At 55.0% G+C, this 22,733-nt stretch carries 19 protein-coding genes; 5 read left to right on the top strand and 14 right to left on the bottom strand.

What is annotated here, in order from left to right; genetic code table 11:
• Window positions 1–186 precede the first annotated feature (186 nt).
• The 3 genes from proP to K5Y33_RS12010 all read right to left on the bottom strand — a co-directional run bounded on the left by proP (window position 187) and on the right by K5Y33_RS12010 (window position 3,527).
• On the bottom strand, window positions 187–1,626 hold the full coding sequence (proP, locus tag K5Y33_RS12020; RefSeq protein ID WP_101761326.1) for a glycine betaine/L-proline transporter ProP: 1,440 nt from the start codon (window positions 1,624–1,626) through the stop codon (window positions 187–189).
• A gap of 200 nt (window positions 1,627–1,826) precedes the next feature.
• On the bottom strand, window positions 1,827–2,717 hold the full coding sequence (locus tag K5Y33_RS12015; RefSeq protein WP_222234062.1) for an oxidoreductase: 891 nt from the start codon (window positions 2,715–2,717) through the stop codon (window positions 1,827–1,829).
• Between the two features lie 60 nt (window positions 2,718–2,777).
• Window positions 2,778–3,527 carry a DeoR/GlpR family DNA-binding transcription regulator gene (locus K5Y33_RS12010; RefSeq protein WP_222234339.1) on the bottom strand — a complete coding sequence of 250 codons (750 nt, stop codon included), beginning with the start codon at window positions 3,525–3,527 and terminating at the stop codon, window positions 2,778–2,780.
• A gap of 129 nt (window positions 3,528–3,656) precedes the next feature.
• Between K5Y33_RS12010 and K5Y33_RS12005 the strand changes: the two genes are divergently transcribed.
• Window positions 3,657–4,016, top strand: a complete 360-nt coding sequence (locus K5Y33_RS12005; RefSeq protein WP_222234061.1) for an NUDIX hydrolase — start codon at window positions 3,657–3,659, stop codon at window positions 4,014–4,016.
• Between the two features lie 47 nt (window positions 4,017–4,063).
• On the opposite strand, the gene K5Y33_RS12000 is transcribed toward K5Y33_RS12005, so the two are convergent.
• From K5Y33_RS12000 to K5Y33_RS11985, 4 genes are read right to left on the bottom strand one after another with little or no spacing between them, the layout of a single operon-like run.
• Window positions 4,064–4,843, bottom strand: coding sequence for an SDR family oxidoreductase (locus tag K5Y33_RS12000; protein WP_222234060.1), 780 nt, complete (start codon window positions 4,841–4,843; stop codon window positions 4,064–4,066).
• A gap of 10 nt (window positions 4,844–4,853) precedes the next feature.
• Window positions 4,854–5,933, bottom strand: a complete 1,080-nt coding sequence (locus tag K5Y33_RS11995) for a Xaa-Pro peptidase family protein (protein WP_222234059.1) — start codon at window positions 5,931–5,933, stop codon at window positions 4,854–4,856.
• Complete coding sequence (locus K5Y33_RS11990) at window positions 5,926–7,569, bottom strand: GMC family oxidoreductase (protein WP_222234058.1); 1,644 nt, start codon at window positions 7,567–7,569, stop codon at window positions 5,926–5,928. The genes K5Y33_RS11995 and K5Y33_RS11990 overlap by 8 nt, the downstream gene beginning before the upstream one ends.
• 10 nt (window positions 7,570–7,579) lie before the next feature.
• Complete coding sequence (locus tag K5Y33_RS11985; protein WP_222234057.1) at window positions 7,580–8,899, bottom strand: MFS transporter; 1,320 nt, start codon at window positions 8,897–8,899, stop codon at window positions 7,580–7,582.
• 152 nt (window positions 8,900–9,051) lie between these two features.
• Here K5Y33_RS11985 and K5Y33_RS11980 point away from each other — a divergent pair, with 152 nt between their 5' ends.
• Window positions 9,052–10,224 carry an ROK family protein gene (locus tag K5Y33_RS11980; protein ID WP_222234056.1) on the top strand — a complete coding sequence of 391 codons (1,173 nt, stop codon included), beginning with the start codon at window positions 9,052–9,054 and terminating at the stop codon, window positions 10,222–10,224.
• 39 nt (window positions 10,225–10,263) lie between these two features.
• On the opposite strand, the gene K5Y33_RS11975 is transcribed toward K5Y33_RS11980, so the two are convergent.
• Window positions 10,264–11,010, bottom strand: coding sequence for an SDR family NAD(P)-dependent oxidoreductase (locus tag K5Y33_RS11975; protein WP_222234055.1), 747 nt, complete (start codon window positions 11,008–11,010; stop codon window positions 10,264–10,266).
• A 147-nt stretch (window positions 11,011–11,157) separates the two neighbouring features.
• Between K5Y33_RS11975 and K5Y33_RS11970 the strand changes: the two genes are divergently transcribed.
• The gene (locus K5Y33_RS11970) at window positions 11,158–12,063 is read left to right on the top strand and encodes a LysR family transcriptional regulator (RefSeq protein WP_222234054.1); all 906 of its coding nucleotides are present in this window, start codon (window positions 11,158–11,160) and stop codon (window positions 12,061–12,063) included.
• 35 nt (window positions 12,064–12,098) lie between these two features.
• On the opposite strand, the gene K5Y33_RS11965 is transcribed toward K5Y33_RS11970, so the two are convergent.
• The 4 genes from K5Y33_RS11965 to K5Y33_RS11950 form a co-directional block, all read right to left on the bottom strand.
• Window positions 12,099–12,995 carry an SDR family oxidoreductase gene (locus K5Y33_RS11965; protein WP_101761337.1) on the bottom strand — a complete coding sequence of 299 codons (897 nt, stop codon included), beginning with the start codon at window positions 12,993–12,995 and terminating at the stop codon, window positions 12,099–12,101.
• A gap of 248 nt (window positions 12,996–13,243) precedes the next feature.
• Complete coding sequence (locus K5Y33_RS11960) at window positions 13,244–13,396, bottom strand: general stress protein (RefSeq protein WP_101761338.1); 153 nt, start codon at window positions 13,394–13,396, stop codon at window positions 13,244–13,246.
• A 116-nt stretch (window positions 13,397–13,512) separates the two neighbouring features.
• On the bottom strand, window positions 13,513–14,622 hold the full coding sequence (locus K5Y33_RS11955) for an ABC transporter substrate-binding protein (protein ID WP_222234338.1): 1,110 nt from the start codon (window positions 14,620–14,622) through the stop codon (window positions 13,513–13,515).
• 40 nt (window positions 14,623–14,662) lie between these two features.
• The gene (locus K5Y33_RS11950) at window positions 14,663–16,792 is read right to left on the bottom strand and encodes a TonB-dependent siderophore receptor (RefSeq protein ID WP_222234053.1); all 2,130 of its coding nucleotides are present in this window, start codon (window positions 16,790–16,792) and stop codon (window positions 14,663–14,665) included.
• 196 nt (window positions 16,793–16,988) lie between these two features.
• Here K5Y33_RS11950 and K5Y33_RS11945 point away from each other — a divergent pair, with 196 nt between their 5' ends.
• Window positions 16,989–17,876 carry a MurR/RpiR family transcriptional regulator gene (locus K5Y33_RS11945; RefSeq protein ID WP_222234052.1) on the top strand — a complete coding sequence of 296 codons (888 nt, stop codon included), beginning with the start codon at window positions 16,989–16,991 and terminating at the stop codon, window positions 17,874–17,876.
• Between the two features lie 2 nt (window positions 17,877–17,878).
• Here K5Y33_RS11945 and K5Y33_RS11940 read toward each other — a convergent pair whose 3' ends face one another.
• Window positions 17,879–18,796: a DMT family transporter gene (locus tag K5Y33_RS11940; protein WP_222234051.1), complete on the bottom strand. Its 918-nt coding sequence runs from the start codon at window positions 18,794–18,796 to the stop codon at window positions 17,879–17,881.
• 169 nt (window positions 18,797–18,965) lie between these two features.
• Here K5Y33_RS11940 and K5Y33_RS11935 point away from each other — a divergent pair, with 169 nt between their 5' ends.
• A complete protein-coding gene (locus K5Y33_RS11935; RefSeq protein ID WP_222234050.1) occupies window positions 18,966–19,880 on the top strand; it encodes an alpha/beta fold hydrolase in 915 nt (304 codons plus the stop codon).
• 39 nt (window positions 19,881–19,919) lie between these two features.
• On the opposite strand, the gene K5Y33_RS11930 is transcribed toward K5Y33_RS11935, so the two are convergent.
• Window positions 19,920–22,091 carry a TonB-dependent siderophore receptor gene (locus K5Y33_RS11930; protein WP_222234337.1) on the bottom strand — a complete coding sequence of 724 codons (2,172 nt, stop codon included), beginning with the start codon at window positions 22,089–22,091 and terminating at the stop codon, window positions 19,920–19,922.
• Between the last annotated feature and the right edge of the window lie 642 nt (window positions 22,092–22,733).

The following is a 22,733-nucleotide window of genomic DNA, read 5'->3' as shown; positions in this document are numbered from 1 at the left end:
ATGCGCACCAGGTCACCATGAATGGCGACCCTACGGGGTTTGTAGCGATGGTGAGTCAGGTTAATGCATAGTTGCTGCAACGTGGATGTTGAGGCGACATCCGCGCTGCAGCAGTCGTGTGTATTCTTAACTCAAAATCGCTTTAAATCCCGCAGGACTGCGACCTTTGTTAATGCCGACTCGAACCTAAGCCGGTTTATGCTTGACCTTACGTTTACGCAATTTATCGATCAAACGATGCGCTTCCGCTTCTGTTGCCACCGCAGGCGATGAACCTTTCAGCGGTTTGCGGGCCGTTTCACTCAAGGTTAAAACCGTCAGCAAACCAATAATCCCGGCACCGATCATGTAATACGCCGGCATCAGATTATTGTGCGTGGTATCCACCAGCCATGCGGTAATCAGCGGCGTGGTGCCACCAAATAGCGAAACCGATAAGTTAAAACCAATTGCCAGCGCGCTATAACGAATATCGGTGACAAATAGCGCCGGTAACGTTGCCGGCATGGTGCCGCTGAAACAAGTATGCAATAAGCCCAGAATCGCCAGTCCGGCAAATACCAAAAGCATATTGCCGGAACCAATCAACATGTAGCTCGGAATCGCCAGCACGATTAAGCCCAACGCGCCTAAACCAATCACCGGACGGCGACCAATGCGGTCGGTGAGATATCCCCACATTAACGTCAGCGGCATCATGATAAACATAATCACCATCACCAACATCAGGCCGGATAGTTCACTCATTCCCAGCACGCCAGTTAAATAGCTCGGCATATAGGCGGTCAGCATATAATTGGAGACGTTGAACAACAGCACCAGACCAATACATTTCAGCAGCGGTTTACGTTGATCGCGCAGCATCTGCCACACGCTAAGGCGCGGCTTGTTGTGCTCCATCTCTTCGCGCTTATCCATGTGATCTTTAAACGCGGGCGTCTCTTCCAGCTTTAAGCGGATATACAAACCGAACAGACCCAACGGCGCGGCGAGGAAGAACGGCACACGCCAGCCCCAATCCATCATGGTTTGATGCGGTAAGAAAGCGATCATTGCTGTCACCAGGCTGGCGCCCAGCAGATAGCCACCCAGCGTACCGAACTCAAGGAAGCTACCCATAAAGCCGCGACGTTTGTCGGTGGAGTATTCCGCGATAAAGGTCGCGGCACCGCCATATTCACCACCGGTGGAGAACCCTTGCAGCAAGCGCGCCAGCAGCAGCAGAATCGGCGCAGCGATACCAATGCTGGCATAGCTCGGAATCAGACCGATACAGAACGTACCGATCGACATCATGATCATGGTTAACGCCAATACCTTCTGACGTCCAATGCGGTCGCCGAGTGGGCCAAACACCATGCCGCCAATCGGACGCACTAAAAACGCCGCGGCGAAGGTACCGAACGAAGCGATCAGCTGCGCGGCAGCGCTGGCATCGGCGAAGAAGACCTGGCCAATGATCACGGCGAGATAGCTGTAAACGCCGAAGTCAAACCACTCCATCGCATTACCCAATGCGGCGGCACCGACCGCGCGTTTCAGCAATTTGTTGTCGATAACGGTGATGTCATCAACGGTCAAGCCACTGGCTGTGGCTGAGTGTGTTGTATCCGTTCCTGTGCTCATAAATTCCCCAGTTGAGAAAATGGCGCGATCTTATAGCTTTCGCAGCCGTAATTTCATAAATGGAAAAGAAAGCTATAAGAGGCAGAAGAAGCGCAAACCCTAGTAAAGATTTTAACATCTCGCAAGTTGGCAGGATAAAACACGGGTAGATAGCATGCTTGAGGGTGGTCGCCATGGATGGCGACCGTGAATGTAGATGATCAGCCCGGCCCCTCACTACCGGCCGCCAGCAGCGGCACAATCACATCGCTGATTGGCGTGGGAATACCGCGCGCCCGACCATAACGCTGCACGACGCCGTTGCGGATATCCCACTCCAGCGGATGGTCGGCCTGGCGGTCGGCAAGGATCGAGGTGCCTAAATCAGTCGGTGCGCGGTGGAAGCGTTCTACAATCTCCTGCGGCACCTCATCTTTTAACGCGGCACCTTCAGCGCGTGCTACCGTCAGGCACTCCTGCAAATAGGCCAGCGCCAGCGCGCTGATGTCGTCGCGCTGGAACATGCCCGCACGACGATTCGACAGCACCATTAAACCGGCAACCGCGTTTTGCAGCAGTTTGCGCCAGGCGATGGTCAGGAAATCGGCGGAGAGATCGACCGCGCAGCGCGTGTCGCGCAGTGCCGCAACCACCAACTCAGCGTGCGGCGTTTCTGGCAGCGTCAGGCGCGGCTTTTCCCGCAGCCACACGGAGGCGTCCGGTTCGCGCTGGGCCGGGAACCACACCACCGATGGCAGCACGGTCGCGCCATTGACATAGGGCGCGAGTTGGCTTTTCTGCTCTACGCCATTCTGCAGTGCGCACACCACGGTATTTTCATCACACAACGCCGCCAGCCATGGCGCGGTATCCTCAACCTGGGTGGTTTTCACCGCCACAAACACCAGATCGAACGGTTGCGCGATCTCGGCGGGATTGGTGAGCACCGGGCCGGGAACAATAATTTTGCCGCTGTCGTGACGCAACTCCAGCTGCGGATGTGCGGTACGCCCGCAAATCGTGGGCGTGCGTCCAGCTTCATGCAGCGCCGCTGCGATGGTGGTGCCAATCGCGCCCGGTCCAATTAGGGCGATGGTGGGATTCTCAGACATCTTATTAAGCTCCTGATTATCTAGTGGCAGAACGTTTCTTCAGCAGCGAAGAATAGCCGTTTACAGCACAGTTATGTGCTTTTTCCGCAGCAGTTGGCACATTTCGTCATCGGGTTGAGCATCAACGATCAAGGTGCTGACCAGTGATAATTCGCCGATGGCAAACGCCGAAGCGGAATTCAGCTTCTCATTCGACACCATCACCACCGTTTCCGCCGCGCGTGCGGAAAGCGCACGTTTCACCCCGGCCTCTTCGTAGTTGCCAGTGGTTAATCCCGCCGTTTTGTGCACGCCGGTCACGCCCATGAAGAACAGATCGGCATTAATCCGCGCAATGCCTTCCAGCACCGCCGCACCCACCGCCACCACCGAATGGCGATAGAGCAGGCCGCCAATCATGATCACGTCAACCTGCGGATAATCCACCAGCGCCACGGCGATGCTTGGGCTGTGCGTCACCACGGTAAATGCCAGATCCGGCGGCAGCAATTTCACCATCTCGGCGGTGGTAGTGCCGCCATCGATAATCACTACCTGGCCTGGCTGGATTAGCTGGACCGCTTTCTGCGCGATAAGGCGTTTAGAGCTAATCTGCACGCTTTTGCGTGTTTCAAACGGTGCGATAGCGGCAGAAACCGGCAGCGCACCGCCGTGTACACGTTGCAGTAATCCTTCGGCGGCTAGCTCACGTAGATCGCGGCGAATTGAGTCTTCCGACACCGCAAAGCGCTGGCTAAGCTCGCTCGACATCACCTGTTTCTCTTCGCTCAAAATGGCGAGGATTTGCTGCTTACGTTGGCTGGAGAGCATTATTTTCTCATTCATGTTTTTGCTTGTATCTGCACGATTATGCATGTTAGCGTAGATTTTGTCACCTATCGCCGGGCAAATCGTGCAAAAAAACGCTTGCCCACACCATCGAATTTTTGGAGAAACGCAATGTTGATTCTTATAGCAGGGCCCGTACGCAGCGGCACCAACGGCAATCAAGTGTTAATTCATGAAAACATTAAGAAATTAGACCAGATTGCCCTGCAGGTCTACCAGCGCGGACATACGCCGGTGATCGGTGAGTGGCTGGCGTTGCCGCTGGCGAGCGCCGCCGGTTCGCAGACAATTGGCGATGAAATCAGTGAATCTTTTCTCTATCCGGTGGCGCATCGTTTGATTTACTGTTGCGATGCTATTTTACGCATTCCGGGCGCGTCGCAGGGGGCTGATAACGATGTGCGGATTGGCAAGGAGCGGGGGATGGCGATCTTTACCCAACTGGATGAGATTCCGGTGATTGAGAGTTAGATTAAGCGTGGTCGCCATGAATGGCGACCCGATAAAAATATCATTTATTACTCGTGATAAATCTGGCTGCGTCCGCCATCAACCAGGATATCGGTGGCACTGATGAAGCGCGCTTCGTCCGAGGCGAGAAACAGCGCGGTATATGCCACTTCCTGCGGTTCACCAATACGTTTGCACGGTAGCAAAGCGGCCTGCCGTTCACGCTCGGCTTGCGGATCGGGACAGCTTGCCAGCCAGGCTTCAGCGGCGGGCGTCATGATCAAACCCGGAGAAATGCTATTAATGCGAATGCCCTGACTGGCGTACTCCACGCCCAGCGAACGCGTGAGGCCAATCAAACCGTGCTTGGCAACCGGATAGGGAAACGCGCCGGGAATGATTTTGTGCCCGTGTACCGACGCGACGTTAACGATATTGCCGTACTGGCGCGCCAGCATGCCCGGCAGCACGCTGCGGATCAGGTTGAAGGGTCCTTTCAGATTGACCTCCATACAGCGCTGCCAGTCGTCATCTTCCAGTGCCAGCGGATCGCGAAACACATTCACGCCCGCGCAGTTGATCAGAATATCAATCGGGCCCAGCGCTTGCTGCGCTTCGCTCACCGCCCGCTGCACCTCCTCGGGTTGCGTGACATCTGCGCTATAGGCAATACAGTGTTGACCACTTTGCTGCTGCAACTCTGCCGCCAGCGCTTCGGTGGTTTCACCGTCAAGATCGAACAGCGCCACGCGAGCACCTTGTTGCGCAAACAGTGTAGCGATCGCGCTGCCTATGCCGCTGCCAGCGCCGGTGATAATCGCGGTTTTATTAGGTAATCGTGATGACATAATCGCCTCCTTATGAAGATGCCGGTAATGCCAGCCAGTCTGGGAAGTACAACCTGCTCTCGCCGCGCTGCACGGTAATCATTGGCCATTCGCCACTGCGCGTTAAGGCTTCGCAGCCCTCAGCGGTAAGCAAAAAGGTATCTTCGCTTTTTACGCCGCTGAGCGTGGGATTCCACGCCACGGCAATATCAGAATGAATATCGCCGCGCGTATCTGGCGTTAGGATCACGTCGCGGCAACCATAACCCGCCGGGCCGCCCTGATGATGATCGCGCCACGCATCGCCATGTCCGTGCCGCTGATAGGCATCTTTAATTGCCTGAAATAGCGTTGACCAGCTTTGGCCCGGCTGCGTTGCACAGAGAATATCGGCGTGGATCTGGCACAACGTGTTGAGGCGCTGGCGTAATGCGGGTCCAGGTTGGCCGATATGCACTAACCGCGTCAGGCTCACGTGCAGCCCGTGGCGCTCGGCGCCGAGCGTGATCAGCATGTGTTGTTGCAGCTTTTTCTGCGTGGGCACCGGGTGTTTGAACGCGCTAATACGCTCATCAGCCGCCACTAAGGTGCACATCGGACGAATACCGCGTGCCAGACAGGCTGCGACAATCTCGGCCTCTACCTGCCATTCCGTCACGCCTGCTTGTAACTTACGCGCCACGCCTTCGACAATCTGCGCGGCTTCACGCCCCAACGCTTTAAATCGCTGCTGCTCGTTGCTGTTCAGGCCCTGTCGCAGCGCCACCATCGCTTGTTGAATATCAGACATGCCGTTTTGCGGCGTATCGCTGCCGAATTTGCCTTCAGGCAACAGGGTATTTAACGATTGAAACCACGGATAGCTCAGCGTTTCACAGGCAAACGGCAGCGATTCTTCGGCGAGGATACGCGGCATCTCATTTTCAGGCGCGAGCAGTAGAACCTTGTCCTGCGTGATGAGCAAGCTGGCCACGCCGACTTCGGCGCGTTCCACCACGTAAAAACTGGCACCTTCGGTCAGCCAGGCGATGTTATCGCGCCGGGTAAGCAGCACACCATCGAGTTGCCAGGAGGCGAGTGCACGCTGCAGGCGGGATAATTTTTCACTCATAAGCGTGCTCCTTGTTCTCGCTCTGCTGCGTCTGCAATAGCAATTCAGCAGCACGATGGGCCACCGCCATCACAATGGCATTGGTGTTGCCGCTGATAATGTTGGGCATCATTGAGGCATCGACCACGCGCAGGCGGTTAACGCCGCGCACGCGCAGGTCGTCGTGTAACACCGCCAGCGGATCGTTATCGTGGCCCATGCGGCAAGTGCCGACCGGGTGATAGCCGGTTTTCACCATGCGCTTGCAGTGTTCGGCAATCTTTTCATCTGAAGTCATCTCTGCACCGGGGAAGATCTCTTGCTGCACCATCGCGCCGATGGGCGTCGCGGTGATGACCTTACGCGCAAAACGGAAACCGGCGATGGTGCGCGCCAAATCGTCGGGATGACCAAAGATTTGCGCATCGATAATCGGCAAGCTACTGGCGCTGCTATCGCGCAGCGTGACCTCGCCGGTCGCTTTGGGGCGCAGCAGCAGCGAATTGACGGTAACGCCATGGCCGGGATCGGCGCCCATCACGTCGCGGTCGAGATACACCGTAGGCACGCAAAACATCTGAATCGTTGGCGTGGCCCCGAAATCGAGCGGGTCAAAGAAGGCGCAGGTTTCCACGCCGGTGGTGGTGACCGGACCGGTTTTGAACAACATATATTGCAAGCCAGCTTTGACCATCGGCCAGCCACGATCCTGACCATAATAGCCAAAGGCACCGTTGGTGCTGGCCACCACCGGCACTTCATAGTGATCCTGCAAATTCTTGCCGACACCCGGCAAATGCTGACGCAGCGTGATGCCATGCTGTTTTAGCTGGGCTTGTGGACCGATGCCGGAGAGCATCAGCAGCTTCGGCGTTTGATAGGCACCGGCAGCCAGAATCACCTCTTTACGCGCGCTGGCACGTTGCGGATGGCCATCCTGTGTGTAGCGTACACCGCTGGCATTTGCGCCCTCGAACAGAATCTCCTCTACCTGCGCGCCGGTGACAATGGTCAAGCGCGCGTCATGGCGCAGCGGCGTAATAAAGGCATCCACCACGCTGCAGCGCTGGCGCGTCTGACCGTTAATGGTGTGCTGCATAAAGCCTACGCCAAACGGATTGCCGGTATTGAAATCCGGCGTGTAAGGAATGCCCAATCCCTGCAGAGTTTTCACATAAGCGCGGCTCAGTGGGCTGAAGTGGCCGAGATGCGACACTTTCATTGGCCCGGCGATGCCGTGATGGGGCGCGCCGAGATGATCGTTATCTTCGATGGCGGTAAAGTGCGGCAGCAGCGCATCCCACGACCAGTCGATGCCCTGATTGCCGAGTGCGCTGTTCCAGTCGGCGTAATCCTGGCGATGGCCGCGCATATACACCATCGCATTGACCGTCGAACCGCCGCCTAACACTTTCGCCTGCGGCACAATCACGCCGCGTCCGTTGAGCTGTGGCTGCGGCTCGGTCTGGTGCATGGTGAGGAATTTGTCGCTGGCGAGAAACTTCATGTAACCCGCTGGCATTTTTAGCACCGGATGATACTCGTCGCGCCCGGCTTCCAGCAGCAGCACGCGCGCGTTGCCTTCCGTGACTAACCTGGCGGCGACGATACAACCGGCGCTGCCGCCGCCCACCACAATGTAATCAAACTCTTTCATGGCTCTCTCTTTACTCTGAAGCGACAGAATCTAAACGGCGCAAGCGCTGCGCCTCGGGATTATGCTGCTCGCCGGGATCAAGCGGGCTGAGCAGGAAGCACCAGGAAACAATGGCGCTGATCAGGTACAAAGCGGCGTAACCCCACACTACGCCCGAGGTGCCAAACAGCGCGTTGAAGGCACCGTACAGCGCAGGGCCAAAGAACGTGGAAAGCCCGGCAGCAAAGCAGTAAATCGCCATCGCGTTGCCTTTATCTTTTGGCTGGCACAGGGAAGAGAACAGCGCGGCAGCGGGAACATAGCCGCACAAGGTGATGCCATATAAACACGCGCAGATGACGCTGAGTAAAAAGCTACCGTGGCTCCACTGCGGCACAAAATACATCAGCAGCATTGAGATGCCGGAGCCGAGTCCACCAAATACCGTCAGCACCTTGCGCCAGCCGATGCGATCGCTGAGCTTGCCGACAATCGGGTTAAAACTCATGCCGACTAAGCCCATGATGGTGATCAGGCTGAGATATTCGGTTTGCGTAAATCCGATCTGCTCGGTGAAAAAGCCTGGCAGGAAAACAAAGAAGCCGAAGTAAGGCGTGGTGTTGATAATGCGTACCACAGCAGCGGCGGCGATGCGTGGTTCACGCCACAAAATATCGATGCCGCCCATCAGCGTACGCGCAACGCTCTGCTGACGGTGTTGCTCATCGAGCAACGACTGATAGCCGCTGCGTTCTTTCAGCGCGATCACCATCACCAGCAATCCCAACGCGACCAGCCCAAGCGACAACCAGAACGTGGCATATTCACCCATCAACTGTATTGAGAAGATCGCCACCAGCGATCCCAGCGTGGGCAAGCCGCCGGTAAACGCCAGCCAGAACCAACCGGTTGCTGAACCGCGCATATCGGCGGGTGCGGCGGCCTGAATCCACACCAGAAACGCATAGGCAAACATGGGGTAGGCGACGCCGCGCAAACCGTACGTTAACGCCAGCAAGGCCACGCTATGGGAAGGCAAGGCGATGGCGAGGAACAGTACTTCAAACACAATCCAGATCACACCGCCTGCCAGCATCACTTTGCGCGGGCCAATGAGTGTGGAGAGCGAACCGGCCAGCCAAGAACCGAGCGTAACGGTGACGCCGTAGAAGGCGATCACCGCCGCCGCGATATTGAGTGAGAAACCATTTTCATGCAGGTAAGGCGCGAGATAGTTCGACTCCACGCCATCGCCAATCATAAACAGCAATACAGCGACGTAGCCCCAGGCCAGCGCGGGTGGAATACCGAGGCGGATCAGCCACGGATGGTTTGCAGGTGATGTTGTCATGTTCAATGTCTCTTGAGAGGTGAGGATATTTTTTTGTTATTGGGATGAGCACGAACTTTAAGGCAACGGTAGTAAAGAGGATGGCGAAACCATCACAAAAGACAGTAAACTCTGTTTAGTAAACGGGGCGGATGGGGTGTAATGGAGACAAAATGAAGCCGGTTGGTTTGAACAATTTGCAGGTGCGAAAACATAATAAGGCGCTGTTTATGTCGCTGATGTGGCGGCATAAGCAACTCAGTAAATCTCAATTGGCACTCCTCAGCGGCTTAACCATTCCGGCTACCAGTAAAATTTTGCAGGCGCTGCTGGATGAAGGAAAACTGCAACACTCTAAGGCGCTGATGAGCGCACGCGGTAACAGCAACGGCAGTTTTCAGCTGCCATCCAACGGAGCCTGGACGCTGTGTTTATGCGTCAAGCCGAGCAGCATTGAACGGCAACTGGCCGATGCGCAACTGGTAGCGCAGGGAGAATTTGAGCAAGTCGCCATCAAAGCGGAAACGCCGGAAGCATTGCTCAGTGAGATTGAGGCGGTGTGGCGGAAAACCTGCAAACAGTGGCCGAAGCGACGCATTAATCTGGCGCTGGCAGTGCATGGTCAGGTCGATCCGGTCACCGGTGTGTCACAGCATATGCCTCAGGCCGCGTGGAAAACGCCGTTGCAGTTGAAATTTCTGCTGGAGGAGAAGCTCGGCGTGGAAGTGCGTGTGGATAACGACTGCGTGATGCTGGCGCTGGCTGAGAAGTGGTTAAATCGCAATGCGCTCAGCGAATTCTGCGTCATCAATGTGGATTACGGTATCGGCTCATCATTTGTGATCAACGGTGAGATTTTTCGCGGCAATTTGTACGGCAGCGGCCAAATCGGCCACACCATCATTGAGCCTAACGGCCAGCGCTGCAGTTGCGGACGTCAGGGTTGTCTGGAAACGGTGGCCTCACTCAGCACCTTAAAACAGGCGGCTCATCAGCGCGATCCCGAAGCGCCGCAGCCCAGCAGCACGCAGTTATTGCAAGCGTGGCAAGCGGGCGAACCCTGGATTGTAGCGTGGGCACAGCGCGCCGCCGAAGCGATTGGTATGAGCTTATATAATTTTCTCAACACGCTGAATATTAATCAGATTTGGTTATATGGTCGCAGCTGTACCTTTGGTGAAAGTTGGTTGCAGAGCATTGTGCGGCAGATCGATTTCAATCCGTTCGATCCGCGTGATGCGTTGAAAAGCAAAGGCACCAATGTGCATTTTGGTCAGCTGGATCGGTCGCGGCAGGTGCTGGGGATTGGTTATTTGTATGTGGAGGCGGAACCCAGTGCGGCTTGAGAGCGTGGTCGCCATAAATGGCGACCTACAAAATAGCTTTCAGACCTGCGCCATACCGCCATCGACGAACAGCTCAGCGGCGTTAATAAAGCTGGACGCATCGGACGCTAAAAACGCCACCACTTTGCCAATTTCGCCAGGCTCGCCAAGCCGACCTAACGGCACCTGCGCCGCCAGCGCATCAAACAATCCTTGCTGCTGATCTTCCGGCACCAAACCACCCAAACCTGGCGTGCGCACCGGGCCGGGACTCACAACGTTAACGCGAATACCGCGATCTTTCACATCCAGCGCCCATGAGCGGGCAAAGTTGCGCACCGCGGCTTTACTGGCGCTGTATACGCTGAATCCGGCAGTACCCTGAATCGATGTGGTGGACGAGGTGAGGATCACCGAGGCATTGTCACTCAGTAGCGGCAACGCCTTCTGCACGGTAAACAGCACGCCGCGCACGTTGGTGCCAAAGATACGGTCAAAATGCTCTTCGGTGATGGCGCCAAGCGGCAGCATGTCGCCGCCACCGGCGTTGGCGAACAGGATATCGAGGCGGCCCGCTTGTTTGGCGATTTCTGCGTAAACGTTGTCGAGGTCGCTTAGCACCGCAGCATCAGCGCGAATACCGCTGGCGCTGGCACCGATGCTGGCGACTGCCGCATCAAGCTCCGCCTGACGACGACCGGTGATAAACACGCGTGCGCCTTGTGTCGCCAACTCCTGCGCGGATGCCAGACCAATGCCAGTTGTGCCGCCGGTTACCAATGCGATTTTGCCGTTGAGTGCGTTCATGTTTGCTTCTCCAATGGATGATGAGGTTTTGATGACTGTGTTGCAGTGCATGAGAAGCAATCTATCTTCACGGCGTTTGCTGATAAATGGTGTAGAATCGAAATGACTATTTCTGTGTGTGGATAATTAAAGGCGGCGGAAAACAGCATGGATCAGTTATTGGCGATAAAGGCCTTTGCGCGCGTCGTCGAAGCGGGCAACTTTACGCGTGCGGCGGATTCGCTCGATATGCCGAATGCCACGCTGAGCAAACTGGTGCAGGAACTGGAAGCGCATCTCGGCATTCGCTTGCTGCAACGCACCACGCGGCGCGTCACGGTGACGCCAGAAGGGCGCGATTACTATGAAAAAGCGCTGCGCATCGTGCGCGATTTGGAAGATATCGATCACTCGTTTAATGCGGAAAGCGCCAAACCTGGCGGCTATCTGCGTATTGATATTGGCGGCTCAACCGCGCGCGATGTATTGATTCCGGCGCTGCCCGATTTCATTGCCCGCTATCCGGACATTCGTATCGATCTTGGCGTTGCGGATCGCGCGGTGGATTTGATCAGCGGTAACGTCGATTGCGTGATTCGCGGCGGTCCGCTTAGCGATTCGTCGCTGGTGGCGCGTCATTTGGGGGATGCGGAGATGATTACCTGCGCCGCGCCGGGCTATCTGAAAACCTATGGCGTACCGGCTTATCCGCAGGAGCTGAAAAATGGTCATCGCATGGTGAGCTATTTGTCACCGCAGAGTGGCAGGGCGTTTCCGTTTCGTTTTACCCAGGGCGAAGAGCGGCTTGAGATTAAGAGTGAGCATCGGATTGGCGTCAATGAAAGTAACGCGCATTTGGCGGCAGCGGTTGCGGGTTTAGGGATTATTCAGACCTTCCGCTATGCAGCGGCAGCAGATTTACAGGCGGGAAAATTGGTTGAGATTCTGGCGGCGTGGCGTCCGGGGAATTATCCGTTTCATGTGGTTTATCCGCAGAATCGTCATCTTACGCAGCGATTACGTGTATTTATCGGATGGCTGAGGGACGTGTTTCCTGAACGATTGAACGGGTAGAGCGGGATCGCCACGAATGGCGACCCCAAAGATGATTACAGCGTGCCGGTGCCGCCATCAGAGCACCACACCTGGCCGGAGGTGAAGCTGTTTTTCACATCGGCAAACGTGACGTACAGCGGGGCGATTTCAGCCGGTTGTCCCGGACGACCCAGCGGTGCGGATTCACCGAACTTCTCCACTTTCTCTTGCGGTTGTCCGCCGCTCACCTGCAGCGCGGTCCAGTATGGGCCGGGCGCAACCGCGTTGACGCGAATCTGCTTTTCACCTAGCTGTTTCGCAAGCGCTTTGGTAAACGCGACAATCGACGCTTTGGTCTGCGCATAATCCAGCAGGATCGCGCTTGGCTGATACGCCTGCACCGACGAGGTGTTGATGATGGACGACCCAGCTGGCAGATATTTCAGCGCCGCTTTGGTGATCCAGAACATCGCATAGACGTTAGTCTTAAAGGTAGCGTCAAAGTCTTCAGTAGAGAGTGTCAGGATGGATTCATTAAACTGCTGACGTCCGGCGTTATTCACCAGAATATCCAATCCGCCTAGCTGCTCAGCAGCCTGATCCACCAGCTTCTGACAGAACTCTTCCGAACGAATATCACCCGGAATCGCCACCGCTTTGCGGCCTTCGGCTTCAATCAGTTTTACCACTTCTGCCGCATCAGCCTCTTCTTCCGGCAGGAAGTTGATGGCGACATCAGCGCCTTCGCGGGCATAAGCAATTGCCACGGCGCGGCCAATCCCGGAATCACCGCCGGTGATCAGCGCTTTACGACCGGTCAATTTACCGGTACCACGATAGCTGGTTTCACCATGATCGGGACGGGGATCCATTTTGCTCGCCAAACCCGGCATCGGTTGCGTCTGCTTTTTAAATGGCGGAACCGGATACGTTTCAGTAATAAGGGTTTTATTTGTGGTTTGCGATGTCATATATATCTCCTTGTCGCATGAGGTGAATAAACTAAGCCTGGCATAAATGTGATGTTTGTCACGTTAGAAAGTGAGCAATCAGATTTATTAAGACGAAACGGTAAACGAAAGGGGGTTAAAAAGTGCAGCAGTAACGTGAGGTAATTAACAATATTTATCGAGGTGCGACTGCAGAAGGGGATAATGCTTAGGGCGTCCGTGCCCTGGCGGATTTCCAAGGTGCTATGTGCTATTTAAAACATGGTTGGCTACTTCTTGCCGCCTTTCTTACCTGCTTCTGATGCTTTAGCGGGGTCATCTTTGAAACTACCACCGCTTTTTTCTCCGCCTTTTTTACCGGCTTCTGATGCTTTCTTTTTATCGTCAGCAAAATTACCGGAACCGCCTCTATGCTCAGCCATAAAACATCCTCTCGTGAGTTGTTGTTGCATGGCGGAAATAAGGGCTTCAACGCCATGCCCGTGCTGCAATTTAAGATTAGCGAGGTTCGGATTAATCACAAGCGGAGCGGAAGTGATTATTTATTGCTCGCTGGCGGGATGTTAATAAAATAAGTGCCGCTATAGGGAATGGGTAAGAAATCACGGAAAATCTGCTGCAGGGTCTTTTCGGGTTCCAGGTCCGCAAACAGCTGTGGATAGAGTGTCTTAGCCATAAATTCTGTCGCCGCAATGTGCCACGGACTGAGGTAGAAATTCATCCAGATCACCGCCGAGTGACCATTTTTCAATGCCGATAATTCGCGTAAACCGTTTTGCTGCGCGGTGAGCTGTTTGAAACTAGCCAGCACGGTTTCGGGTGCCACGTCTGGCCCTAATTTCAGTAAGCCCTGCGAGGCGTTATCGCCAAAGCCGGTAGCAAAATAGTACTGCGGCTGAGCGGCAATCACGCTCTCTTCACTCAGGCGACCAAACACGCCGTGCTGGGTTTTGTTGGCGATATTGTCGCCGCCCGCCGCGTTGAGTAATTCGCCGAGGCTGCCGTTGATCGCCGTCACGCAACATTCGTTACGGCGTCCAAGATGCAGTTGCAGCAGCACCGACGGTTTCGCGCCCTGATAGCTGGCTAAGCGATCATGAATCACCTGCATATGCTGCTGGTAGAAACGATTAAACGCTTCTGCCCGCGCCTGCTGATTCAGCACTTCGCCAAATATCTCCACGCTGCGGCGGGTGTTTTTCAGCAGATGCACGCGCAGATCGATCTTCACCACCGGAATGTGCGCCGCTTTCAGCATGGTGACAAGGCGCAGGTCGGCATCATCGTAGCGTGCCAGACTCGGCAAAATCACCACGTCCGGTTTCAGCGCCAGAATCTGCTCGGGATTGATGGCGTTCGGCCCGCCAGCACCCAGCGACGGGATTTTCAGCATCTTGGGAAAGTGACGGGCAAAACTGTTCCAGGTTTGGCTGTCGTACTTCTTCAGATCCTGCGGCCACGCCACAATGTGCTGAAACGGATCGCCGGGCTCCAGTAACGCCAGCGTATACAGCATGCGGCTTTCACCCAGCACGATACGCTGCGGACGATCGGGGATTTCAACGCGATTACCGTCGATATCGGTGATGGTTTTTGCCGAGGCCACGCTGCTGAGCACCAGCAGAAAACAGGCCAGCACCACCAACATCGGGCCGGACAAGCCTGGCGCACGTCGTACAAATATCGAATCAGAATTCAACGCTGGCCTCGAGCATCAGGTTGCGGGTTTCTCCTTCACGCACGCGCAGATTGCCGCCGCTGGAGGTGTAATAATGTTTGTTGAACAGGTTATTCAGGTTGAGCTTCAGCTGGGTTTTCTCGCCAAACAGCTGATTGTTCCAGGCGACAAAGCTGTCCGCCACCACATAATCGGGCAGGGTAAAGCTGTTTTCCGGATCGCCGGCGCGCGTTCCCACATAGCGCGCACCGCCGCCTACGCGCAAATCGCCCGGAATGCCGGAGATCGCCAGATTATGGCTCAGATAGAGCGCGCCTGCGTGGCGCGGCGCATTCTGCAGGCGATTGCCGTTATTAGCCGCGTTAACACCGTCATCTACGATCTCGGCTTTGTCATAGCTGTAGTTGGCGCTGAGATCCCAGCCCGGCAGCACTTCGCCATTTAACTCAAATTCCGCGCCGCTGGAGCGCGCTTTATTGATGGCGCGCGTGGTGCCGTTAATGCTTAGCGACATATCGCGCTCGTTGATGCGATACAGCGCGACGCTGGCAAACAGCTTCGGTGAAATCTGCCACTTGCTGCCGACTTCCCATGTGGTGCCCTGTTCCGGTTTACCGACGTTGCCATCATCATCAACATCGGTCGATGGTGTGAAGGATTTACTCACGCTGGTGTAGAGCGAAACGTCCGGCGTCACTTTGTAGATCAAACCGGCCTGCGGCAGGAATTTGTTGCCTTCGCTGTCCAGCGTTTGCACCACCGGATCAAAACCTTTCGAGGCGCGTTGCTCGTAATGCTGATAGCGTCCGCCCAGCACCGCAATCCAGTTTTCCGTCAGGCTGATGCTGTCTTTGGCATAGATTGAACGGCTGTGCGTGCGGTTGAGGTTATTGGCATTGGCGCTGTTTTCGGTGCTGCTGTTGGTAACAGGCGACAGAATATCGTACTGCGGATCGGTGAAGTTGAAACCGGTGTTGGCTTTGCCCTGATACTGATGCGCGCGATAGGTTTGGATCATCTCGTAATCGGTGCCCAGCACCAGATCGTGCGTCATCCCTAACACTTGCTGTGAGCCGATCACGTCCCACGAAACGTATTTGGTTTTATGGTTAAAACCGCGATTGGCATCGGCACGACGCGTCACCACGCCAGTGCTGGCATTGACCGCCGTGACGCGCACTTCATTATTATCGTATTGACGCTGGTTCCAGCCGAGCGTGACGCGCGTGCTCCAGTCATCATTAAATTGCCAGTCATAATGGGCGTTGAGGGTTTTGTTGTGACCCCATGCATGGTTGGCTTTGTCATCCAGACGATCTTTGTAGCCCATATCCAGCGGCTTACCGTTGATAAATGCGGTGCCGCGATCGTAAGGAATGTCGTACTGATAATCTGAATAGCTAATCAGGAAGCTGGCTTGCTCACCAAACCACTGCAGCGAGGGCGCGATCAGCGTGTGCTTTTCGCTGCCGAAATTGCGCCAGTAATCCTGATTCTGTTTTTCCGCAATCAGGCGGAAGGCGAAGCCGTTGCCAAGCGGTCCAGTGACATCCACCGTGCCCGCGCCACCGCCTTCACTGGAGGTTCGGCCGCTGACTTTGCTGTGCCACTCATACTGCGGCTTTTTGCTTATCACATTGATTACGCCACCCGGATTCTGGATGCCGTACAGCAGCGATGCGGAGCCTTTCAACACTTCAACGCGCTCGGTGGTGGCATCAAAGTTCAAACCCTGGCTGCTGCGCACGCCATCGCGATAAATCGAACCATCCGAATTGCTGCCAAAGCCGCGACGCACGAAGCCATCTTCGGTGCCTGCCAGCGTATTGCCTTCCGTAACGCCGCTGACAAAACGCATCGCGTCGGCAAGGCTCGACGCCTGATAATCCTCCAGCTGCTGCTGCGTAACCACGCTGACCGACTGCGCCTGGGTAATGCGCGGCGTAGAGGTTTTACTGCCGATCGCGCTATTAGTGACGTTGTAACCTTGTGCGTTATCTTCCTGCGCCGAAACGGTGAGCGTGTTGCTCTCCTCGGCGGCAAAACTGCTGGTGGAACCCCAAATACTGACGCCGTAAATCGCAGCCAGAATGGCGGGATGGCGTTGAGATTTAGAAGCCGACGGCTTGTTGTTATTCATTCTTTATTAACCTGGTGCAATGCAATTGAGAATCATTCAACCATGTTGTAATGTAGTAGTAAATGGAAATGATTACGAAGCCGTTACATTTTTATTATCTTAAATTCATTGGCTTACATCTTAGATCTAAGTAGTAAGTGGGTAATTCACTACAAACCTTCAGTAAAACTCTGACACTTTAAAGAGCAATCAGCAGATGAGTCGAAATAGCATTAAAAGTCGTGTGGATGTGCTGGGTGAACGCTATCGGTTACGCGCACCGACATTATCATCCGGTCTGCAAGCGGTGGCGCGTTACATCCACGACCATCGCGAGGTGGTGTTGGATGCCACGGCGCTGGAAATTGCCAGGGCCACTAACACCTCGGATGCGACAGTGGTGCGCGCGGTGCAGGCATTAGGTTTTGCCGGTTTGCGCGATTTAAAAACCACGTTGAACGCCTGGTTTGGACCGGCGATGAACTCTGAAGAGAAGATGAGCGCCACCGTCAGCGAACTGTCGTGCGATATCAATTCCGGCATCGATTTTGTGTTGAGCGGCCATAAACATGCCTGCGATGCGCTGTCCGAACCGCACAATCGTGAAGCCGTCGCCAAAGCGGTAACGCACTTGATTGACGCGCGTCAGGTGGCGCTATTTGGCATTAATGCCTCCGGGATTTTGGCGGATTACAGCGCGCGTCTGTTCACGCGCATTGGTATTCCGGCGGTAACGCTCAATCGCTCTGGGATTGCGCTGGCGGAACAGCTGATTGGGCTGCAACGCGGCGATGTGCTGATTATGATGGCGCAGAAGTCGGCGCACCGTGAAGGCATGACCACGCTGAAAGAGGCGAAGCGTCTCGGCATGCCGGTGATTTTGCTTACAAATGCGCTTGATTCGGCTTTCGCTAAACAGGCGGATGTCATTATTAACGTGCCGCGCGGCGGCGAGAATGGTCGCATGCCGCTGCACGGAACGGTGTTGGTGTGTCTGGAGATGTTGATATTGTCGGTGGCTTCCGCGACCTCATCGCGTACGGTAAAAACCATGAAGCGTATTCAGGATCTCAATCGATCGTTGAAGCCATCCGGCAAAAAGTAACGCTATTTGCTGGCGCTGCTGTTTACAGCGCCGCGTTTGCCAAAGCCGTTGCTGGTCACCAGCCACACCGCGCAGACAATCAGCAGCGAACCGCCGATAAAGCCCTGATTGATTTGCTCGCCCAACACTAACCAGCCCCACAAAATCCCGAACGGCGGAATCATAAAAGTGACGGTCAGCGTGCGCAGCGGGCCAATATCGGCCAGCAGGCGGAAATAAATAATGTAGGCCAGCGCGGTACAGATAAACCCAATCGCCAAAATAGAAGCCCACACTTCCGGGATTTGCCAGCTGCTGGCGGGCGTTTGCGGTGCACTAAAGGCAAAGACCGGCAGTAAAAACAGCGATGCACCCAATTGGCTGCCAAAAGCCACTTTGGTGGCATCCAGTCCGCCGCGTGCACCAATCCAGCGCTTGGTCAGGAAACCGGCAAATCCATAACAGGCGGTGGCGACCAGGCAAGCCAAAATCCCTCCGATTAAAGTGCTGCTCAGATGCGCTTCGCCGGTGGTGCTGATGACAATGATGCCGCTGAATCCGGCTATCATGCCGAGAACTTTGGTGATCGTCAGTTTTTCATCGAAAAACGCCGCACCAATGATTACGCCCATCAACGGTGTGGTGGCGTTAAGAATTGCGGAATAGCCCGCCGGTAGCACGCGCGCCGCCAGACAATACATCAGGAACGGAATCGCTGAGTTGATAACGCCCAGCAGCATCGCCCAACCTAATTTGCCCTCAAAGCGGCGTGGAATGCGCATCATCGCCATGATGATCAGTAAACCCAACATGCCGCAAAACACGCGTAAAAACGCGGTGTTCACCGCGCCCAGCGCCGGTACCGCAATGCGCATAAAAAGAAAACTGGCACCCCAAATACCGGCTAAAAGCAGCAGCCGCAACAAATCCGATGTTCGCATAAGTTTCACAATTGTTAAGAAAGAGTCGCGCACAGAATAGCAAATAACCCGCTCCGTCGGGCCGCTATTAACGGCGACTGATTACCGCTTTGCAGAAATATTCCCAGGCAGCGCAATCATCAGGTAGTATTTAGGAATTGATCATTTCCTAAGTGCGCGGAGAGCGAAAATGTCAGCATCAGTTATCAAACATGCACAGGGCTGGACGCAGCCATTCAACGCGTTAGACGGATTTTCCCATCATTACGCCACGGTAGACGGCGTGCGTTTGCACTACGTCAGCGGCGGCAATGCAAATGGAGAAACGTTGCTGCTGCTGGCGGGATTTCCACAAAGCTGGTTCGCCTGGCGCCAGGTGATGGCGCTGCTGGGCGATCGCTATTTCATTATCGCGCCGGATTTACCCGGTCAGGGCGACTCGGATAAACCGCTCAGCGGCTACGACACCACATCGCTGGCGCAGAATGTACAGGGCTTGATGCAGCAATTGGGTCATGAAAGCTATTACCTCGCCGCGCACGACGTCGGCGCGTGGGTTGCCTGGCCGTATGCCACGCTGTTTAGCGATCAGGTGAAGAAATTGGCGCTGCTTGATGCCGGTATTCCTGGCGTGACGTTGCCAGAATCGCTGCCCGCGACGCCGGATAAAGCGTGGAAAACCTGGCACTTCGCGTTTCATCTATTACCGGATTTGCCGGAGGCGCTGATAGAAGGGCGCGAAGCGATCTATCTCGAATGGTTCCTGAAACGCAAAGCGGCCAGTCCGATGGTGTTTGGCGATGAGGACATGGCGGAATATACCCGTTTGTTACAGCAGAAGGGCGCGATACGCGCCGGAATGGCGACTTATCGTGAAGTGACGGTTTCGGCGGCGCAAAACCGTGCGTTGCTGAAAAAACGCGGCAAATTAGCGTTGCCGTTACTGGCGATCAGCGCCGATCAGGGTTCGATTCCGGATATGGCCTTACCATTGCGTGAATTCGCTGCGGATGTGACGGGAATTAAGATCGCGCACTGCGGTCACTTCATTCCGGATGAGCAACCGCAGGCGCTGGCAGAGGCGTTGGGTGAGTTTTTTAATTAAACGTCAGGTCGCCATGTCTGGCGACTAAAAACCGCTCAATCAAAACGACATCGTCACACCGGCATAATAGGCGCGGCCCGGTTCGTTATAGGTCGAAGCACCCGAATTTTCGCGGTAAATGCGTTTATCAAACAGGTTATTGATACCGGCATTGGCGCGCAGGTTTTTGCTGATGTCGTAATTGACGTTCAAACCAAACACCGAATACGGGCTGATTTCCTGCGTCGTCATGCTCGAGGTATCGATATTGGTCTCAACATTTTGACGCGGTTTCTGGCGGCCATACTGCGTCCAGTTGATGTTGGCGCTGAGATCCTGCGTCGCCTGCCACTCCAGCTGCGAGTTGATGGTGAATTCCGGGATCACCGACAGCGGATTGCCGGTTTTCTTGCTCTCGGAGCGGAACATGTAGGTGGCGTTGGAGCGCCATTCCAGCGTATCAGCGATCAAAGGAATAGTCAGATTTCCTTCCAGTCCTTCCACAATCGCTTTGCCGCCGTTTTCCCAGCGCAGCACGTTGTAAACCGGGCGAGTGCTGGAATAAACCGGCTCGGTGCCCGACACAATCTTGTTCTTGTAGTCATTGCGGAACCAGGTGATGCCCGCGACGTAGCCCTGGTTGCTGAACTCCAGTCCAATCTCTTTGTTGACGCTGGTTTCTGCATCAAGATCGTTGTTCCCCAGCAGATAACATTGGCTGAGCCCAATCGGGCAGCCGTTGCCACGCGTGGAGAGCAGATAACCCGGCGTTGACTGATACAGGTTTGGCGCTTTAAACACCCGTGCAACACCGGCCTTCAGGGTGAAATAGTCGCCCAGACCTTGCGAGAGGTTCAGGCTTGGGCTCCAGTTGGCGCCAAACTGATCGTGATAATCAAAGCGCAGGCCAGGAATCACTTCGGTACTATCGGTAGCGGCAATGTTGTCTTCGAAGAACAGTGAACTGATGGTGGCGCTGTTCTGACTGCTGCGCTGCGATGGATCGCCAGAACTGCCTGGCAAATTCACGCCGGTCGCGCTGGCCGCAAGCATTGATGCTGGATCGTTCAGCTCATCGCGGTTCCACTCCGCGCCCAGCGTCACGGTTTGATCGACCAGCAGCTGCAGCGGGAAGTTGATCTCTCCGCCCGCGCGATAGCTTTCCAGGCGGCTGGTGGCGTACGTATCGCTGTTGATCATTCCTTCAGTACGCCCGGCAGTGCCTTCCTGCAGGCGGGTGTTATTGGTTTTCTCGTAGTTGAAATTAAGCTTCGAGGTTCCCCAATCCCAGATACCGTTGTGCGCGATGCCGTAGCTCTGGCGATACATGCGGTTAGTTTCATCACCGTACAGCGACTCCACTAAACCGTCGGTGCTGGCGTTGCTGTTACTGTTCTGCGTGTCACCGGCATAAATATTGCCCTGACGGCTGTAGCCCCAGGAGAAGTCGATGATTTGCAGCGGCGTGATTTTCCACGACAGCACGGTATTGATGTCTTTGTTGCGCACGCCTTCACGGCCCGCCGCGTATGAACCGTTTTCTGCGGTGTTGATATCGAACGCATCGGCATCGGTGCGGTTGAGGTTGCCGTACAGGCGCATCGTCAACGCATCACCGGCCAGCGGGCCGCTGAGATTGAAGTTAGCGCGTCGGGTATCGCCTTCTTTGCTATTTTCCGGCTGGCTGGTATAGAGCGACAGCGAGCCGTGCCAGTCGTTGGTGGGACGCTTGGTAATGATGTTCACCACGCCGCCCGCCGCGCCAGAACCGTATCGAGCAGCGGCCGGGCCTCGAATCACTTCAATGCGCTCAACCATTTCAGCTGGCACCCAGTTGGTATCGCCGCGTGAATCACGCTCGCCGCGCCAGCTGTAGCGCACCGAGTTACGAGAGGAAACCGGCACGCCATCGATCATCACCAGGGTGTTTTCCGGGCCCATGCCACGGATATCGATTTGCCGGTTATTGCCGCGGCTGCCGCTGGCGCCGTTACCGGTAAGGTTTACGCCGGGCATTTTGCGAATGATGTCGGAGAGATCGTTAACAGGGGGATTTTTTTTGATGTCTTCAGCGGTGATGGTGGACACGCCCGGTTGCTGTTTGAGCTCCTGCTCGGCGGTGACGATCATTGATTCATCGTCAGCCAGCTTTTCGGTGGTTTCAGCTGCAAAGGCAGGCGACGTTAGCATTCCCGCTAAAAAAAGCGCAATTGGACGCTTTTTGCCACGCATGGTTACATTCACTTAAGTTTTCTCCCTGTAACGTTAACAATTGTAAGTAAATGCGCATGATAATGATAACGGTTCTCATTGTCTATTCAGCCAGCCGGCAACAGGCCTGATAATACAAACCTTTACAAAGGTTGTTCGGTTGCGGGGTGTAAGTTGCGAGGAGGGGAATTTCTCATTTGCTTAGAAGAAACCGTTATGAGTAAGAAGAAATGTGTCGATAAATACTGGATAAGCAGGCTATTGATTCACTAGCATATTCTGAATTCTGCTGAGTCTTACGTGCCAAATCTGGGGCGGAAATCCCGCCTTGCAACCGTGCTTGCGGCTATTGCCATATTTCGGCAATAGATATGTTTTTTTCGCATTTGTGATTGTTATCTATCTTCCAGAGAATGCTAATCGGGACGTAAATACCCGTCATAATTTCAGCCGCAACTGCGTTGGCTCCGCGTGTTCACCCCAGTCACTTACTTAAGTAAGCTCCCGGGGATTCACACACTTGCCGCCTTGTTGCAGCTGGAATTATTTAGGGTAAATGAGGATGACAATTCCACTCACCGCACGCCGCTCGCGCGAGGTGAGTCAGGAGACAAAACCATCGCTACCTCAACGCCTTTTCCCTGTGGGGAAACTTTTTATAAA

It is taken from the genome of Pantoea sp. DY-17 (assembly GCF_019795975.1).
GTDB lineage: Bacteria > Pseudomonadota > Gammaproteobacteria > Enterobacterales > Enterobacteriaceae > Pantoea > Pantoea leporis.
The sequence above is the reverse complement of the archived record's forward strand: the minus strand, read 5'-3'. Positions and strand labels throughout refer to the sequence as shown.